Origin of the sequence: Saccharopolyspora sp. NPDC000359, assembly GCF_040300525.1 — a bacterium.
In the GTDB taxonomy this organism is placed as follows: Bacteria; Actinomycetota; Actinomycetes; order Mycobacteriales; family Pseudonocardiaceae; genus Saccharopolyspora.
This window is the reverse complement of sequence record NZ_JBEPDU010000015.1, coordinates 55,389-71,922: the sequence shown is the minus strand read 5'-3', so window position 1 is coordinate 71,922 and position 16,534 is coordinate 55,389. Positions and strand designations below refer to the sequence as shown.

Sequence of the window (16,534 nt, the reverse complement as noted above, 5' to 3'; positions counted from 1 at the left end):
GCGGGCGGCTCCGCTGCGTCAGGGATTCGCCGGCGTGGTCCGGGATTCGTGGCGCAGCGGGGAGGACCAAGCCGCGACCACCCCGAGCAGGAGGGCGAGGACTCCGGTGGCGATGCCGACCTGGGGGCTGGCTCCGGACATCGTGACCGCTCCGGCCAGGGCCGCCCCGGTCGGCATCCCGATGCCCCAGGACACCATGCGGCAGGTCGTGTTGATCCTGCTCTGGAGGTCGTCGGGGGTGATCCGCTGGCGGTGGGTGATCGCGTTGATGACCACGGTGGAGTGGGCCGTTCCCCAGGCGGTGGCGGAGAGGGCGGCGGCGATCCAGTGCGTGCTGAGCAGCACGGCGCAGCCGCACAGCAGGGAAGTGGGCAGCGCGCCGAGGGCGAGGCGGGCCCCGCCGTAGCGGTTGTTCAGGCGCGGGACCAGGCGGGACGCCAGGAGGCCGCCGATTCCCCAGCCGCTGAACAGCACCGCGATGCGCCAGTCGCCGGACGGCGCGACGCCGAGGACCCGGTCGGCCCAGGGCACGAGCATGGCCACGTAGGCGCCGCTGGCCACCGAGTGGGTCGTCCCCACGAGGGTCAGGACGCGGACCGTGCGGTGGCGGGCCAGGAAGGCCAGGCCGGTCCTGATGTCGGTGCGGATCGAGGTGGCGGCCCGGCGCTCGGCGGTGTCCTTCGCCGTCGACAGTGGACGGACGATCGAGCGCACCAGCAGGCCGGAGGCCAGCGCGGTGGTGGCGTTGACCGCGATCAGCGGGGCGGGTGCGGCGATCGCGACGAGCAGGCCGGTCAGCGGGGGGATGAGCAGTTCGGCGAGCGTGGTCGCCGCGTAGACCTGGGAGTAGGCGGTGGTCAGGCGCTGCTTGCCGACGAGGGTGGGCAGGGCGCCGAAGTTGGCCGCGTCGAAGACCACGAACAGGGTCTGCACGCCGAAGCCGACGACGAGCACGTGCGGCGCGGTGAGCACGCCGAGCGCCCACGCCGCCGGGATGGTGGCGAGCAGGGCAGCGCTGGTGAAGTCGGCGACCAGCATGAGGCGGCGGCGGTCGGCGCGGTCGGCCACCGCGCCCGCGACCAGGCCGAACAGCAGGTAGGGCAGCGCTTCGGCGACCGCGATCGCCGAGGTCCACGCGGGTGAGCCGGTCAGCTGGTAGACGAGCACGGGCAGCGCCACCGTCGCGACGAGGCTGCCCGTCACGGATGTCGCCCGCGCGGCCAGGTAGCGCCGGAAGTCCTGGTCGGTGTCGGCCTCGTCGACCGCGGTGTTGAGCATGTGAGTCCTCCTCGTCGCAGTGTAAATGGTAATCATTTTCGATAGCGCAAGACCCTCGCCCGGTGGGATGCGTCACGGGGGACCGGTCGATCAACGTATTGAAAATGATTGTCAATTCTTGTTCACTGTGCCGTGTCGATCGGGAGGAGGTGAACGAGATGGACGACGTCTTCCAGCGCGTGGAGGTCGAGCGGGAGCTCCCGCACAACTCGGCCAGTCACAGCAACGCCCTCGTCGAGAACCCCTTCGGGGACGACGAGTGATCGCTGGCCGGTGCCGGTGCCCGAGGGCCCCGGCACCGGCCCCTTCCCGGAAAGGCAGGACCGATGCCACAGCGCGACACCGCGCCACCCCGCCTCCGGCCCGGCTGCTCGGTGTTCACCATCGAAGGCCGCGGAACCGCGCTGCGGGACACCGACGGGCTGATGTTCGACATCGCGCTGCCCGAGGAGGCCATCCGCGGCGCCCTGACCGGTGCGGACGGCGCAGGACCCGAGGTCCTGGCGGCATTCCGCAATGCCGGGCACCTCGGTGCGCGCGCGACGTGGCCGGAGGACCGGGCGCGTGTCGTCGTCCTCGCCGACGAGAGCGCGCAGCTGTGCGCTGCGTTGCACGCGGCGGGGGCGGAACCTGTTGCCGCACCAGCGGATTCGACCGCACCGGACATCTTGGAACGCCGCCCGGCTGCGGTGTGCGCGTGGTCCGACGGGCCTGCTCCGCGCTCGTGGTTGGAGCTCGATGCGCTCGTCGACCACGGCGTGGCGTGGCAGCGGGCGAGCCGCGAAGGGCGGCACGTGCTCGTCGAACCGGTGGCCGGGGACGTGCGGCATTCCGACGTCGTCGCTCGCCGACTGGCCGCCGCGGGCTCGGGCCACCACCACCTCGCGGAGTTCTGGGCGCAGCACGGCGCCGGACGAGCACTGCACGGTGACGAAGGCGCCGACGCGGCGGACCTCGCACTCGTCGTGGCGCTGCTGGTGGCCGACCTACGCGCGTGGGCACTCGGTTCGCGCGCGGGCGAAAGCGCCTTCGCCGAACCACTGCCGCCCAGCAGGCGACTGCGCGTCGTCGGCCTCGACACCGGCGCGATCAGCGACCACCCGGTCCTGCCGGTCCCCGCCAGCGCGCCGTGACCAGCGAGCACGTCGTCACCGCGGACGGGTGCGCGCTGGCCGTGACCGCGGTGGTTGCCGACGGGCCGGGACCGGTCGTCCTCCTGCGCACGCCCTACGGGCGGCACCGCCTGCTCGCCGAGGCACGGGGTTGGGCGGCGCGCGGTTTCACCTGCGTGGTCGGTGACGTGCGCGGACGTTTCGGGTCGACCGGGGAGTTCCGGCCGTACGCGCACGAAGAGGTCGACGGCGCGGTGCTGGCCGACTGGATCGCGGAGCGGTTCGGCGGCCCGCTGCTCGTCGCGGGCGCGTCGTACGGCGCGCACTGCGCGGTGGCAACCGCCCTCGCCCGGCCGGAAACCGTGCGCGGAGTGCTGGTCAGCGTGCCCGCACTGGGGCTGGGTGAGACGGCGCGGGAACCCGGCGGCGCCGCGCGGCTCGCGTGTCGGCTGGGGTGGTGGACCGAGCACGGCGGCACCGCGCAACCACGGGAACCACGCGAGTACGACCTGTCCGGGCTTCCCGTCGCCGCGCTCATCGAACGGGCACTGGGCGCGACACCGCAGGGCTGGGACGAGCTCTGGTCGGCACCCCGCCGTGATGAGCGGTTGTGGGGCCGGGTCCGCGAGCTGCGCATGCCGTTGCTGGCCGTCGGCGGCCTGCGCGACCCGTTCGCCTCGCACACCGTCGACCTCGCCGAAACCTGGGGCGGCCCGGCAAGACTGGTCCTCGGCCCGTGGGGTCACGACCTGGACGCGAGTGACCCCGGAGCGGCTCTCGGCGGCAAGCGCATCGGTTCCCTCTACGTGCAGTGGGCGAATGCGGTCCTCGGCGGTGGAATTCGCGGGGACGCTGGCGTGATCGCCGTCGACCCGCACGGCAGCTGGCGGCGCTTGACCCCCAGCCGCACCCGGTTCCCTGGATTGGTTTCGGACGCTGCCTTCCTCGCCGACCCGGCCAAACCGTTCCGCTCGGACATCGGGTTCGGCGAGTGCGAGGACCGCGCGCTGGTGCGCACCGACCCGCTCGACGCAGGGGAGGTCGCAGGTCAGGTGACCGTGACGCTCGACGTCGAGGCTGACGCCGTCGACGCGGACTGGGTCGTGCGCCTGGCCCTGGACACCGGCGATCGCATCGTGCCGCTGGCGCACGCGATCCGCCGCTGCCCGCACGAACCGGCACGGCGCCGGGAGGTCGCGATCACGACACCGCCCATCGGCGCGCGGGTTCCCGCAGGCGCGCGCCTGGTCGTCGAGGTCGCCGGGCACCACTGGCCCGCGCACGCCCGGAACCCGCACACCGGGGTCGACCCGGTCCTCGCGACGGAACTGCTGACCAGCGCGCGCCACGTGCACGCCGCGCACCTCGACGTGCCGTGGCAACCGCCCGGGGCCGACGCGGTCCCGCCCTCCGACCTGATCCACCCGCCCGACCAGGAGGTCACCCGATGCCCGCCACTCCGACGATGCCGGTGGAGTCGTTGATCGACCCCGTCACCGGGATCGTGCGCCGACTCGTCGACGTCGCTCCGGTGGACGGTGCCCCGCCCCGCTACACGGGCGTCACCGCCGAAGTCGCCGACGCGCGCCGACTCGGCGCGTGGCCCGCCGACCGCGTCAGCCTCGGCACCACCTTCGGATCTCCCGGAGGCGCCCGCACTGCCGCGCTCGGCGAGGCGGTGGAGCGCTACTGCGGCAATCGCGTCGCGCCGGACCTCCGGTCGGCGACCGCGGCAGAACTGCGCGGGGAGCGGATGTTCGGGCCCGATGACCTGCCGTTCTTCGCGCCGTGGCAGTACGCCGCGCCGCGCTGGCCGTACCAGCGGTTCACCGACGACCTGGCGGTGAAGTGGGTGCGGGGCACCGAGGACGGCGAGCCGTGCTGGCTCCCGGCGTCGTGGGTGCACCTGAACTACCACAGCGGCGAGCGGCGCCAGGAGCCCCGCCTGCACCACCTCAACTACGCGGGCATCGCGACCGGCACCGACGAGCAGGACGCGTTCCGGCGCGGGCTGCTGGAGCTGCTCGAACGCGACGCGCTGGAACTGTGGTGGCACCTGGGCGGTCCCACGCGCGGCATCGCCATCGACTCGGTGCCCGGCCTGGCGGGCGAGCTGGCGGGCTCGCGGTTGGAGGTGCACCTGGTCGAGCTGCCGACGGAGCACCCCGTGGCCTGCGTGGCGGCCGTGGTGGTGGACCCGGTGACCGGGATCGTCGGCGGCGGTGGCGCGGCCCGGTTCGACCCCGCGGAGGCGTGCACCAAGGCGGTGCTGGAAGCCGTGCACACGTGGGTGTTCACGCTCGGGCTGGTCGACCCCGGTGGCTGGGTGTTCGATGCGATCCGGGCGGGCATCCTTGCCGAGGGCCTCTACCTGCCGTTCCGGGAGGACCGGCGCTACCTGGACGACTGCGGCACCCACTTCGGCCGGGTCCGGGACCTGGGAGCGCAGGTCCAGGTGTGGCTCGACGAGCGCGTGCAGGAGCGGCTGCTGCCCCGGTTCACCCGGCCCGGCGAGGTCATCGGGGCGGACGAACTGCCGCTCGGCGATGTGGAGTCGTTGCGGGCGAGCCTGCGCGAGGCGGGGTGCCGGATCGCACACGCCGACCTGACGACCGCCGACGTGGCGCACACGCCGCTGCGGGTCGTGCGGGTGTGCGCAACCGGATTGGTGCCGAACGCGCCCGCGGCGTTCCGGTACTGGGGGCTGCCGAGGTGGCGCGAGGTCGTGGCGGAGCGCGGTTGGGCTCCGGGCGCCGACCCGCTCAGCGGTCCGGCCGGTCTCGTCGTCGAACCCCCGCCTTTCCTGTGAGCGTCCGGAAATCGCTGCACCAGGCGTGGCATGGGGAGCCGCCTGGGGAGACCGATCACGCCCTGCGGCCAGCGGAGTGCCGCAGCTGGCCGGGCCCGGAGTTCGTCCTGGGCCGGTGGCCGCGCGGCGGGCTCGGGGCGCTGCTGGACCTAGCGTTGGCCTCGTCGCCGCGGCGCGCCGGGGGAGTGCGGCTGCGCCGCGTGCCTTCGGCGGGCGGGCGGTACCCGGTCGAGGCCCACGTGGTGCACCGCGGTACTGCCTGGCGGTACGACCCGGTGCGCCACTCCCTGGTCGCGCCCACCACGTCCGCGCTGTCCACATCGGACTTACGGGTGGTGCTGTCGGTGAACCCGTACCGGACGTGGTGGCGGTACGGGCCGCGGTCGCTGCCGGTGCTGCTGCTCGACCTCGGGCACGCGGTGGGCGCCCTGCTGGCCGCAGCCGCAGCGCTCGACCACCCGGCGCGCGCCACGACAGGACTGGGCGCGGATGTGCTGGCGGAGTGGGCGGGACTTCCTCGCGCTGGAGCCGCTTGGCCAGGATGCGCACCAGAGTTCCCGCTGGCCGTGGTGGAGATCGACGCGGCCCTCCCGGTTCCGCTGGCGACTCCGGACGAGCACGCGCCAGAACCGGATTTCGCCGCCGCTCCGGGCAAGTCCTGGAACCAGCTCATCGCGGCGTTGACCGAGCTGGGGACCGGGACCCGGGAGCGGGTTTGGCAGTGGGGCGCGCCCGCACCGGCAGTGCCCGACCTGCTGGCGCGGACGACCGCGCCGTGGGAGGCCGTCACGTCGGGCAGCGCTGGACCAGCGGAGCTGCTGAGAGCAGCAGCGCCGCTGTCGGTCGGGCAGGTCGCGATGCTGCGGCCCGCGCGCAGCGAGCTGGTCGCCGACCTCGCGCCCCGCTCGTGCGGGCAACCGCAACTCGCGAGGGCCGGTGCGCTGCTGCTGGCCACTGGAACGGTCGACCCCGACCCCGCGACGGCGTTCGACGAACACCTCGGAGCGGGCTTGGCGGTGCACGCGGCGTGGCTGGCCGCCACCGAGCTGGGGCTGGCGGCACGACCGGTCGGCTGCTGGATCGACACGGTCCTGCGCGCCGCGGCGGGCCCGGCCCGGTTGCTCCACGCGCTCGCGGTCGGCGGCGCCTGAACGACTTCCGGAGCAGAGGACGGAGAACAGCATGATCATCCCAGGCTTGGCGTCGGTGACCTTCCGGCAGCTCGACCCGGCACAGGTGGTGTCGGTGGCGGTCGACTGCGGGCTGGAAGTGGTGGAGTGGGGCGGGGACGTGCACGTGCCCGTCGGTGCCACCGGCACTGCGCGCACCGTTGCCGCGCTGTGCGCCGACCACGGCATCGGGATCGGCAGCTACGGCTCGTACCACAAGGCCGGTCGCACCCCGAAATCCGAATTCGACGAGGTCGTGCGCACGGCCGTCGCGCTGGGCGCACCGCGGGTCCGGGTGTGGGCGGGCGTGGTCGGTTCCGCGGAGGCGGACGTCGACGAACGCGCCCGCGTGGTGGCTGACCTGCGGCGGTGCGCGGACGCCTGCGAGGCGGCCGGAATGCGGCTCACCGTCGAGCACCACGTGCAATCGCTGACCGACGACATCGACTCGACGCTCCGCCTGCGCGAGGAGGTCGGCCACGACGCGCTGGTCCCGCACTGGCAACCGCGCGAGCTCCCGGTGGCGGCCGGGTGCGTGCGGGAAGTGCGCGCGCTGCTGCCGGACCTGACCTCGGTGCACGCGTTCTCCTGGGGCGCGGACGGGTTCACCGAGCGGCTCGCGCTGGCTGACCGGCTCGACCTCTGGGACGCGGTCCTGCGGGAGCTCGCCGCCGATGGCGAGCGGCGCGAGGTGCTCCTGGAGTTCGTGCCCGGCGACAGCGTCGAGGCGTGCCGTCGTGACGCGGCGGTGCTGCGCGAGCGCATCGCGGCCGTGGACAACTGAACATGAAAATGGTTATCGTAATGGCACTCACGACTCGTTCCAGGAGGTCGCCAGTGCGCGCTGAGCGCAGCACCGCCCGAACGCTCCCCGCAGTTCTGCTGGCCGCAGCCCTCGGCCTCGCCGGTTGCTCGACCGCCCCCGAAGAGCAGTCCGCCGACGCCGCTCCCGCACCGGCCCCGGTGATCGAGCGCACCGCCCAGCCGCTGGAAGCGTCGCTGACCATCACCGACCCGCACGGTCACCAGCTCAGCCTGCCGAAACCGCCAGAACGGATCGTGTGCCTGAGCGGGTTGTGCGACGACATGCTCGTCGAACTCGGCATGGCACCCGCTGGCACCAGCAGCCCGGACCTCCTCGCACATCCCGCGCTGATGGGGCAGCGGGGCAGCGCAGTCCCCGTCGTGCAGGGCAGTTTCGGCTCCGAGGACGTCGAGAGCATCGCGGCGCTCGAGCCCGACCTCGTGATCGGCCTGGCCGGGGTGCACGACGCGCTGCGCCCGGCGATCGAGGGCTTCGCGCCGCTGTGGCTCACCGAGCCGGTCAACTGGCAGGAATCGGTCGCCTACCTGCGCAACCTCGGATCGCTGACCGGGCGCACCGAGCAGGCCGTGGCCGCCGAGGCGGCCTTCCGCGGAAAGCTCGCCGACGCCGTGCGCGCCACCCGCGAGAGCGGGCAGGCGAACCGCGAAGTGGTGCTGATGTACGGCAGCGCCGAGTCGATCGGCGTGGACACCAGCGACTCCCTCAAGGGCGACCTGCTCGCCCAGCTCTACACCTACCCCTTCCCGGCCAAGGGCACCGACGCCGAGACCGCCAGCAACTACAGCGTCGAGGAACTGCTGGCCGAGCAACCGGACGTCGTGCTGGCGTACTCGCTGCTGTTCTCGCCCGAGGACCGCACGCTCAGCGCGCAGCTCGCCGACAACCCGGTGTGGCAGCAGATCCCGGCGGTGCAGGAGCAGCAGGTGCACGAGGTGCACGCCGAGCTGTTCGGGTCCGGGCGCGGCACCCGGAGCCTGGCCGCGATCATCGACGAGACCGAGAAGCTGGTGCCCGCGTCCCGATGAGCGAACCTTCCCGGCGCGGCGACCGGCTCCTCGCGGTGGCCGTGGGTGTCCTCGCCGTGGTGCTGGTCGCCGCGTCGCTGATGCTCGGTGAGCCGTTCGTGGGGGTGAACCGGCTCCCGCACGCCCTGACCGCGGACGGCGGGGTGGAGCACACCGTGGTGGTGCTGCTGCGCGCACCGCGCCTCCTCCTGGCCGTGTTCGCCGGGGCGCTGCTCGGCATCGCCGGTCTGCTCCTGCAGGAGTCCCTGCGAAACCCGTTGGCAGTGCCGGAGTTGCTCGGCGTGTCAAGCGGAGCGGCGGCTGCGGTGGCGGGGTGCGTGGCCTGGGGCGTGTCGGTCCCCGGCGCACCGCTCGTGCCCGCACTGCTGGGGTCCGCGGTCGGCGGAACCCTCACCATGCTGGCCGTGCGCGGGGTGGCCGACCGGGCGGCGGTGCTGCTCATCGGCGCGGCCGTCAGCGCCGGGCTGCACGCGGTGATGCTGACCGCGCTGTCCCTGTCGGACTCCCGCGACCAGGGTGTGCTGGTGCGCTACCTGCTGGGTTCGCTGACCGGGACCACCTGGGACACCCTCGCGGCGCTGATCCCCGGCCTGCTGGTCGGACTGCCGTTGGCGGTGCTGGTGGTCCCGGCCCTCGGGGTGCTGCGGCTCGGCGACGACACCGCCGCCGCCCTGGGCGCCTCCCCGGTCCGGGCGCGGGCTGCGGCCCTGGCGGTCGGTTGCGTGCTCACCGCGGTGGTGGTCGGGCCATGCGGGCCGGTGGCCTGGGTCGGTTTCCTCGCGCCACAGCTGAGCCGCTGGTTGCGCCCGCGCGGCACGCACCAGTCCTGGTTGGTGTGGTCGGCGGTGCTGGGCGCGCTGCTGGTGATCGCCGCGGACCTGCTCGCGCGAACCGTGCTCCACCCGGTGGAACTGCCGGTGGGCGGGCTGACGGCGGTGGTCGCGATCGTGGCGGGCACGCTGCTGCTGGTGCGCCGCAGGATGTCGGTGGTGGCCCGGTGATCCGGCGGATTCCCCGCTCACTGCGGCTGATCCTGCTGCTGGCAGCCGTGGTGGTCCTGGCCCTGGCGCACCTGGCGACGGGTTCGACGGCTTCGGCGGCGGAGACCTGGGCCGCGGTGCTCGGTGGTGCGGACCCGCTGACCGCGCAGATCGTCCGCGAGCTGCGGATGCCGCGCGTGCTCGTCGGTGCTGGAGCGGGCATGTGCCTGGGGATGGCGGGTGTCGTGCTGCAGTCGGTGCTGCGCAACCCGCTGGCCTCGCCGGACGTCACCGGAGTCGGCTCGGGCGCGGTGCTCGGCGCGGTCGCCGCGACGCTGGTCGGCGGCGACTTCACCGCGCCGACGCGGCTGGTCCTGGTGGCGGTGGTGGGCGGCACGCTGGGCGGCGGCGCGCTGTGGTTGGTCGCGCTCCGGGCGGGCAGCGACCCGGTGCGGTTGGTCGTGGTCGGCGTGGTGGTGTCGGCGGCGCTCGGCGGCGGCAGCATGGTGCTGCTCACCGCCCGCCCCCAGCTGACCGGCTCGATGACGCAGTGGTTGGTCGGCTCGCTCAACGGGCGGACCTGGGCGCACTGGTCGGCCCTGTGGCCGTGGCTGCTGGTGGCCGCGGTGGCGGGACTGCTGGTGGCCGCGGTCCTCCAGGTACTGTCGGTCGACGACGACCACGGACGCGCTGTGGGGCTCGCGGTTTCGCCGTGGCGCAGCGCGGTCCTGCTCGTCGCGGTGGTGCTGACGGCCGTTGCGATCGCGTCCGTCGGTGCGATGGCGTTCGTGGGACTGCTCGCCCCGCACGCCGCGCGTGCCCTGTTCGGCGCCGACCTCCGCTACGCCCTGCCCGCAGCCGGACTGCTCGGTGCGGCAACGGTGTGCGGCGCGGACGTCCTGGCACAGACCGTCACCTCGTGGGTGGCAGACCCCGCGCGGGCCGGTGTCCCGACCGGAGCGGTGACCGCGGTGCTCGGCGCGGTGGTGCTGATCCGCGTCGCCAGGCGAACCTCGACCACCGGAGGAACGGGATGAGTGCGCTGCAGGCCAACGGGGTCACCGTCCGCTTCGGCGACCGGGTGGTCCTCGACGGGGTGGACCTCGGCGTCTCCGACGGCGAATGGGTGGCGCTCGTCGGTCGTAACGGCTGCGGGAAGACGACGCTGCTGCGCGCCCTCGGCGGACTGCGCCCCCCGGACGCGGGTGAAGTGCTCGTGCGCGGCCGCGCGTTGCGCTCGTTGACCCGCCGCCAGATCGCCCGCGAGGTCGCGGTGCTGCCGCAGTCGATGCCGTCCGTGCCCGGCCTCACCGTCCGGCAGCTGGTCCGGCAAGGCCGGTACGCGGTGCGCGGCCCGCTGGGCATGCTCGCCGGCGGCGACGACGCGCAGGTGCGCGAGGCGATGGCGGTCACGGGCGTCGCGGACTGCGCCGACGAGCTGGTCGACCGGCTGTCCGGCGGCGAACGCCAGCGCGTGCGCCTGGCGCTCGCGCTGGCGCAGGACACCTCGATCCTCCTGCTCGACGAGCCGACCACCTACCTGGACATCGGCCACCAGCTGGAAGTCCTCGAACTGGTCCGCCGCCTGCAGCGCGACCGCGGCCTGAGCGTGGTGACCGTCCTCCACGACCTCGAACAAGCAGCCCGCTACGCGGACCGCGTCGTGGCCCTCCGCAACGGCGAGGTCCACGCCGACGGCCCCACGGCCGAGGTGGTCGACGAGGACCTCCTGACCGAGGTCTTCGGCGTGTCAGGCCGGGTCTGGCAGGACGACCTGACCGGTCGCCCCCTCTGCACCTACGACGCAGTGCACCCCACCACCCATCGCGGTCCAAGCAAGTTCCACTGAGGTGATCCCAGCGGAATCACCCCGACGCACCACCGGCGTGTCGGCCACGCGACACGCACGATGTCCGCAGTTTCAATTGAAACTGCGCCCGTTCCCCACTCACGTTCGAGGTTTCAATTGAAACTGCGGACTCGTCACCCCCCCACTACAGTTTCAGTTGAAACTGTGGGTGTCTCGTGCCGCCAGGGGAGGCGGGGTGGGTGTGGGTTGGAGTGGGGTCGTGCCTCGGCCGGTGAGGCGGGGTGGGGGGTCGACCTCATCGGGGCCGCACTCCGCCATTCCGCGAAAATTTGCCTCTGCCATTCCGCGGAAGTTCGCGTGGTCCTCGGTGGAGGGGGCGGCGGGTGGCAGCATCAGGGCATGACGCGGGCGTACACCTTGGTCCAGTTGCGGTACTTCTGCGCGGTCGCCGAGTTGGAGAACATGACCGCCGCGGCCGCTTCGCTCAACGTCACCCAGTCCACGTTGTCCTCCGCGGTCGCCCAGCTCGAACAGGTCATGGGCACTCCGCTGTTCACCAGGCTGCCGCGGCGCGGGCTGCGGCTCACCCCTGCCGGCCGGCGCCTGCACGCGCGGAGCCTGTTGCTGCTGGAGGAGGCCGACCAGCTACCGGGGCTGGTGCGGGAGGAGGGCCCGACGCTGGCCGGGGACCTGACCGTCGGGGTGTTCGGCCCGCTCGCGCCGTTCCGGGCGTCGCTGATCTTCGAGGAGTTCGAGCGCGAGCACCCCGGCGTCAACCTGTCGTTCCTGGAAGGCGACCAGGAGTTCCTGCGGCGGGCGCTGCGCGACGGCAAGTGCGAGCTGGCGCTGATGTACGACCTCGGGCTCGGCGGGGAGCTGCCACGCCGGGTGCTGCGGCGGATCCCGCCGCACGTCATCGTCGCCCCGGACCACCCGCTGGCCGCTACCCCGGAGCAGCCGGTGAGCCTGCGCGAACTGGCCGCTGAGCCGCTGGTCCTGCTCGACCTGCCGCACAGCCGGGAGTACTACCTCAGCCTGTTCAAGCTCCTCGGCGCGGTTCCGCGGATCCGCCACCGCGCCAGCGGCTACGAGACGGTTCGGGCGTTCGTCGCCCGCGGGCACGGGTACTCGGTTCTCAACCAGCGGCTGCCGCACGACCTCACCTACGCGGGCAGCCCGGTCGTGCCGCTGCCCGTCGCCGAGGAGCTGCCGCCGATCGAGGTGCTGCTCGTGCGGCCCGCCGGTACCCGGCCCACCCTCAAGTCGCGCGCCTTCGAGGAGATCTGCCTGCGGGTGTACGGCGTGGCCCCGGTGGTTTCCATCGACTGAGTCGATGGCGCAGTTCCGGTCGAATCTGTTGGACAGATCACGTCCGGCTCCCCAGCATGGTCACACCCGCCACCACCCGTTGGGAGCAGCCACCATGAGGACGAGCGCGCACACCCGGGACAGGGCACCCACCAGGACGACGGGCGTGCAGAAGCGCGTCCTCGCCGGTGGGAGCGTCGGCCAGTTCATCGAGTTCTACGACTTCACCCTCTACGGCCTGTCCGCGGTCACCCTCGCCGCGTTGTTCTTCCCGGGCGAGAGCCAGCTGGCCAGCATGCTCTCCACGTTCGCCACCTTCGGCGTCGCCTTCTTCGTCCGCCCGCTCGGGGGCCTGTTCTTCGGCGCGCTCGGTGACCGCATCGGTCGGCGCAAGGTCCTCTACACCACCCTGCTCGCCATCGGCGCGGCGACCACGCTGATCGGTTTGCTGCCCACCTACGCCACGGTCGGCGCCGCAGCTCCCGCGCTTTTGGTGCTGTGCCGCCTCGCGCAGGGGTTCTCCGCGGGTGGCGAGTCCGTGGGCGCCCCGGCCTTCGTGTTCGAGCACGCCCCGCTGGACCGGCGTGGCTTATGGCTCGGCATCACCCTGGCGGCCACGGCCCTGCCGTCCGTGGTCGGCGGGACCCTGATCTTCGTGCTCTCGCACGTGCTGAGCCCCGAGGTCTTCCTGTCCTACGGCTGGCGCATCCCGTTCCTGCTGGCCCTGCCGCTGGCGTTCATCGGCCTGTGGATCCGCAGCCGCACCGAGGAGAGCCCGGCGTTCCAGCAGGTGCTCCGGAAGGCGGAGCACCAGGAGCACTCACCGGTGCGGGAAGCGTTCCGGGAGAACAAGGTGCGCATGCTGCAGGTGGTCTTCGTGATGGGCCTGACGGCGGTGGGCTTCTACTTCCTCAGCGGCTACTTCGTGTCCTACCTGCAGGATTCCGGCCTGAGCCGGGAGGAGTCGCTGCTGGCCAACGCGGCGGCGATGCTGCTGTACGCGGTGCTGCTGCCGGTCGGTGGCCTGGTCGGGGACCGCGTCGGCCGCAAGCCCATGCTGATCGCCGGCTCGCTGGCCCTGGCGGTGCTGGCCGTGCCGTCGTTCAGCCTGGTCACGAGCGGCTCGCTCGGCTTGGCGCTGCTCGGGCAGTCGTTGTTCGTGCTGTGCCTGATCACCTACGGGGGCGGGTGCTACGCCTTCTTCGTGGAGATCTTCACGACGCGGACGCGGTTCACCTCGGCCGCCGTGAGCTACAACGTCGCCTACGCGCTGTTCGGCGGTACTGCGCCGTTCGTCGGGACCTACCTGGTCGGCAGCACCGGGTTGGACTCGGCTCCCGGCTGGTACATGGCCGGTGGCGCGTTGATCGTTCTCGTCCTGCTGGTCGCCACCAGGGTCCCGGAGACCCGGCGGCGCGTCGATGGGGAGGTTGCCCTGTGAGCTCCGAGGCATTCCTGACCGATTTCCACCAGGTGGCTGCGATCGGCGCCACGCCTGCTGGCGGCGTGGAGCGCCAGGCGGCCACCCCGGAGGACAAGGAGCTGCGGGACTGGTTCGCCGCCTTCGCGGCGGCGCGCGGCTGGCCGGTGCGGATTGACTCCATCGGCAACATGTTCGCGCTCGTGGAGTGGCGGCCGGGCGCGGACTTCGTGCTGGTCGGGTCGCACCTGGACAGCCAGCCGCTCGGCGGCCGGTTCGACGGCGCCTACGGCGTGGTCGCCGCCCTGCACGCGGCCGACCGGCTCGCCGCACGGGTGGCCCGGGATGATCCGCCGGAGCACAACCTCGCGGTGGTCAACTGGTTCAACGAGGAGGGCAGCCGGTTCGCGCCGTCGATCATGGGCAGCTCGGTGTTCGCCGGGCTGCTGGACGAGCAGGAGATGCTGCAGGTCACCGACCTCAGCGGCGTCACCGTCGCCGAAGCCCTGGACTCCATCGGCTACCGGGGCGCCGACGAGCGGCCGACACCGGTCGCCTACGCCGAGATCCACATCGAGCAGGGTCCGGTGCTGGAGCGCGAGGGCATCGCGCTCGGCGCGGTGGACCGCAGCTGGTACACGCAGAAGCTCGACGTGGAGGTGCTGGGGGAGCAGTCGCACACCGGCGCGACCGCGATGGCCGACCGCCGCGACGCGCTGGTCGCCGCGTCCAAGGTCGTGGTGCTCGTGCACGACGTGACCGCCGAGTTCGAACCAGAGTCGATCGTGTCCTCGGTCGGGCACCTGACCCTGGAACCGAACTCGCCGATCGTGGTGCCCCGCCGCGTCCACCTGGTCGCCGACATCCGGGCCAACGCACCGGAGATCGTCCAGCAGGCCCGCGCGCTGCTGCTGGAGCGGATCGCGGCGGTGGCGCGCGAGCACGACCTGACCATCGACGTCCGCGACTTCGACGTCCGGCCGGTGCAGTGCTTCCCGGAGCAGGGCTTGGAGCTCTCCGAGAAGGTCGCCGCCGACCTGGGCGTGGGTATCCGCCGGATCAACACCATGGCCGGGCACGACTCGGTGGCGATGAACCGCATCGTTCCGGCCCTGATGCTGTTCGTCCCCTCGATCGACGGGGTCAGCCACTGCGAGCGCGAGTTCACCAGCGACGAGCAGATGGTCGTCGGCGTCGACGCACTCACCGAGGCGACTTGGGAGCTGCTCCAGGGCGGGCTCGACGAGGAGGCGGCGAAGTGACCCACGGCGAGCTCGCCCACCTCGACGCGGTAGCCGCGCTGCGGGCCTTCCGCAGCCTGGAGCTGTCCCCGGTGGAACTCCTGGACGCCGTCGCGGACCAGGCCGACCGGGTCAACGGCGACCGGGAGACCGGCATCAACGCGTTCACCGAGACCTTCCTCGACGAGGCGCGGGCCGAAGCGCAACGCGCGGCCACGACGTACCTGCGCGCGGCTCGGAACGACGAGCCCACGGCTCCGCTGCTCGGGGTCCCGGTGGCGACGAAGGAGAAGCACAACCTCGCGGGGAAGCGGATCGAGCAGGGCTTGGCCGCCCACGCCGGGCGGGTGGCCGCGGCGGACCACCCGGTGGTGGAGCGCATCCGGCGGGCGGGCGGGATCATCCACGCCCGGACGACCACACCGGAGTTCAGCTGCGCCACGGTCACGCACAGCCCGATGTGGGGCGTGACCCGCAACCCGTGGAACCTGGCGACGACGCCGGGCGGTTCCTCCGGCGGATCCGGGGCCGCCCTGGCCGCGGGCATGACGACGCTGGCCACGGCGTCCGACATTGCTGGCTCCACGCGCGTGCCCGCGGCGTTCACCGGGACCGTGGGCTACAAAGCGCCATACGGCCGGGTACCGGGGCTCCCGCCGCTCAGCGCCGACTGGTACCGCGGCGACGGGCCGATGGCCCGCACCGTGGCGGACACCGCGCTGCTCGCCTCGGTCATGTCGGGGCAGCACCCGACCGACCACACGTCGTGGGGTCCGCAGGGCGTGCCGATCGGGTTGCCGGAGGACCCGGTGGCCGCGCTGCGCGGCACGAGGGTCGGGCTTTCGGTGCGGCTGGGTGACTTCTCGGTCGACCCCGGAGTGGAAGCGGCCACAGTGGACATGGCGACCCGCCTGGAGCAGGCCGGTGCCGTGGTCGTCCCGCTGGACCTGCCGTGGACCTGCGACCAGGTGCTGCGCACCATCCTCGCCCACTTCGGCCACATCCTGGCACCGGCCATGGAGCGGGAATCCGGCGGTGTGGACACCCTCGCCACCTACGCCCAGCGCTTCATCGCCGACGCCCGTCGAGCGGCGGAGCGGACCACCCTGCTCGACTCGCTGGCCCTCGACGCCGCGATGCAGCGGGAACTGGCCGAGGCGATGGCCGAAATCGACGTCCTGCTCTGCCCGACCAACGCGGTCACGGCCCTGGACGCCGACGGCGACTACCTCGACGGCATCGACATCGCCGACAGGCACCACGACCACTACTGGCTGTCCCACCTGACGAGCCCGTTCAACGTCGCCAACCGCTGCCCGGTCCTGTCCGTCCCCGGCGGCAGGGCGGAGAACGGGGTCCCGATCGGCGTCCAGGTCGTGGGCCACCCCCACCAGGAGCAACGGGTGTTCCACGTCGCCGCCGCGGCAGAAGCCCTCACCCCCGAGCTCCCGTGGCCGACGCTCACCCCACCGGTCGAGCGACGGTGACCCGGCTCCGCCAACACCCCGCGTCACCTCCGCCGCAGCGCACCTCGCTGCGAACCGCGATTCCGGTGG

Annotated in this window: 15 protein-coding genes; 14 read left to right on the top strand and 1 reads right to left on the bottom strand. The window is 72.9% G+C overall.

All coding sequences use genetic code 11. The features are described from left to right. Positions 1 to 18 precede the first annotated feature (18 nt). Entirely contained in the window at positions 19 to 1,278 is a 1,260-nt protein-coding gene (locus tag ABT324_RS12465; protein ID WP_351175512.1) for an MFS transporter, read from the bottom strand. 158 nt (positions 1,279 to 1,436) lie between these two features. Between ABT324_RS12465 and amiA the strand changes: the two genes are divergently transcribed. From amiA to ABT324_RS12395, 14 genes are all read left to right on the top strand, one after another. Further along, positions 1,437 to 1,541 carry a streptamidine family RiPP gene (gene amiA / locus ABT324_RS12460; RefSeq protein WP_351175510.1) on the top strand — a complete coding sequence of 35 codons (105 nt, stop codon included), beginning with the start codon at positions 1,437 to 1,439 and terminating at the stop codon, positions 1,539 to 1,541. A gap of 63 nt (positions 1,542 to 1,604) precedes the next feature. Next, a complete protein-coding gene (locus ABT324_RS12455; protein WP_351175508.1) occupies positions 1,605 to 2,411 on the top strand; it encodes a substrate-binding domain-containing protein in 807 nt (268 codons plus the stop codon). After that, positions 2,408 to 3,874, top strand: a complete 1,467-nt coding sequence (locus tag ABT324_RS12450; RefSeq protein ID WP_351175506.1) for a CocE/NonD family hydrolase — start codon at positions 2,408 to 2,410, stop codon at positions 3,872 to 3,874. The genes ABT324_RS12455 and ABT324_RS12450 overlap by 4 nt, the downstream gene beginning before the upstream one ends. Next, positions 3,838 to 5,199, top strand: a complete 1,362-nt coding sequence (locus ABT324_RS12445) for a YcaO-like family protein (RefSeq protein WP_351175504.1) — start codon at positions 3,838 to 3,840, stop codon at positions 5,197 to 5,199. Before ABT324_RS12450 ends, ABT324_RS12445 begins: the two co-directional genes overlap by 37 nt. After that, a complete protein-coding gene (locus ABT324_RS12440) occupies positions 5,196 to 6,350 on the top strand; it encodes a nitroreductase family protein (RefSeq protein ID WP_351175502.1) in 1,155 nt (384 codons plus the stop codon). Before ABT324_RS12445 ends, ABT324_RS12440 begins: the two co-directional genes overlap by 4 nt. 31 nt (positions 6,351 to 6,381) lie before the next feature. Beyond that, positions 6,382 to 7,152, top strand: coding sequence for a sugar phosphate isomerase/epimerase family protein (locus ABT324_RS12435; RefSeq protein ID WP_351175500.1), 771 nt, complete (start codon positions 6,382 to 6,384; stop codon positions 7,150 to 7,152). Positions 7,153 to 7,205: 53 nt separating this feature from the next. After that, positions 7,206 to 8,219, top strand: a complete 1,014-nt coding sequence (locus ABT324_RS12430) for an ABC transporter substrate-binding protein (RefSeq protein WP_351175498.1) — start codon at positions 7,206 to 7,208, stop codon at positions 8,217 to 8,219. Further along, the gene (locus tag ABT324_RS12425; protein WP_351175496.1) at positions 8,216 to 9,220 is read left to right on the top strand and encodes a FecCD family ABC transporter permease; all 1,005 of its coding nucleotides are present in this window, start codon (positions 8,216 to 8,218) and stop codon (positions 9,218 to 9,220) included. The genes ABT324_RS12430 and ABT324_RS12425 overlap by 4 nt, the downstream gene beginning before the upstream one ends. Continuing rightward, positions 9,217 to 10,236: a FecCD family ABC transporter permease gene (locus ABT324_RS12420; RefSeq protein WP_351175494.1), complete on the top strand. Its 1,020-nt coding sequence runs from the start codon at positions 9,217 to 9,219 to the stop codon at positions 10,234 to 10,236. The genes ABT324_RS12425 and ABT324_RS12420 overlap by 4 nt, the downstream gene beginning before the upstream one ends. Then, a complete protein-coding gene (locus tag ABT324_RS12415) occupies positions 10,233 to 11,048 on the top strand; it encodes an ABC transporter ATP-binding protein (protein ID WP_351175492.1) in 816 nt (271 codons plus the stop codon). The genes ABT324_RS12420 and ABT324_RS12415 overlap by 4 nt, the downstream gene beginning before the upstream one ends. A gap of 360 nt (positions 11,049 to 11,408) precedes the next feature. After that, positions 11,409 to 12,338 carry a LysR family transcriptional regulator gene (locus tag ABT324_RS12410; protein ID WP_351175490.1) on the top strand — a complete coding sequence of 310 codons (930 nt, stop codon included), beginning with the start codon at positions 11,409 to 11,411 and terminating at the stop codon, positions 12,336 to 12,338. A 145-nt stretch (positions 12,339 to 12,483) separates the two neighbouring features. Beyond that, positions 12,484 to 13,758: an MFS transporter gene (locus tag ABT324_RS12405; protein ID WP_351175488.1), complete on the top strand. Its 1,275-nt coding sequence runs from the start codon at positions 12,484 to 12,486 to the stop codon at positions 13,756 to 13,758. Then, positions 13,755 to 14,999 (top strand): M20 family metallo-hydrolase, encoded by a 1,245-nt coding sequence (locus tag ABT324_RS12400; protein WP_351175486.1) that lies wholly within the window; start codon positions 13,755 to 13,757, stop codon positions 14,997 to 14,999. Before ABT324_RS12405 ends, ABT324_RS12400 begins: the two co-directional genes overlap by 4 nt. Further along, entirely contained in the window at positions 14,996 to 16,465 is a 1,470-nt protein-coding gene (locus tag ABT324_RS12395) for an amidase (protein ID WP_351175484.1), read from the top strand. The genes ABT324_RS12400 and ABT324_RS12395 overlap by 4 nt, the downstream gene beginning before the upstream one ends. Positions 16,466 to 16,534: the final 69 nt, after the last annotated feature.

What these genes read in the sequence shown, in the direction of transcription:
- ABT324_RS12465 (WP_351175512.1), bottom strand. Translation starts at nt 1,278, where the DNA reads ATGCTCAACACCGCGGTCGACGAGGCCGACACCGACCAGGACTTCCGG.
- amiA (WP_351175510.1), top strand. Translation starts at nt 1,437, where the DNA reads ATGGACGACGTCTTCCAGCGCGTGGAGGTCGAGCGGGAGCTCCCGCAC.
- ABT324_RS12455 (WP_351175508.1), top strand. Translation starts at nt 1,605, where the DNA reads ATGCCACAGCGCGACACCGCGCCACCCCGCCTCCGGCCCGGCTGCTCG.
- ABT324_RS12445 (WP_351175504.1), top strand. Translation starts at nt 3,838, where the DNA reads ATGCCCGCCACTCCGACGATGCCGGTGGAGTCGTTGATCGACCCCGTC.
- ABT324_RS12435 (WP_351175500.1), top strand. Translation starts at nt 6,382, where the DNA reads ATGATCATCCCAGGCTTGGCGTCGGTGACCTTCCGGCAGCTCGACCCG.
- ABT324_RS12425 (WP_351175496.1), top strand. Translation starts at nt 8,216, where the DNA reads ATGAGCGAACCTTCCCGGCGCGGCGACCGGCTCCTCGCGGTGGCCGTG.
- ABT324_RS12415 (WP_351175492.1), top strand. Translation starts at nt 10,233, where the DNA reads ATGAGTGCGCTGCAGGCCAACGGGGTCACCGTCCGCTTCGGCGACCGG.
- ABT324_RS12410 (WP_351175490.1), top strand. Translation starts at nt 11,409, where the DNA reads ATGACGCGGGCGTACACCTTGGTCCAGTTGCGGTACTTCTGCGCGGTC.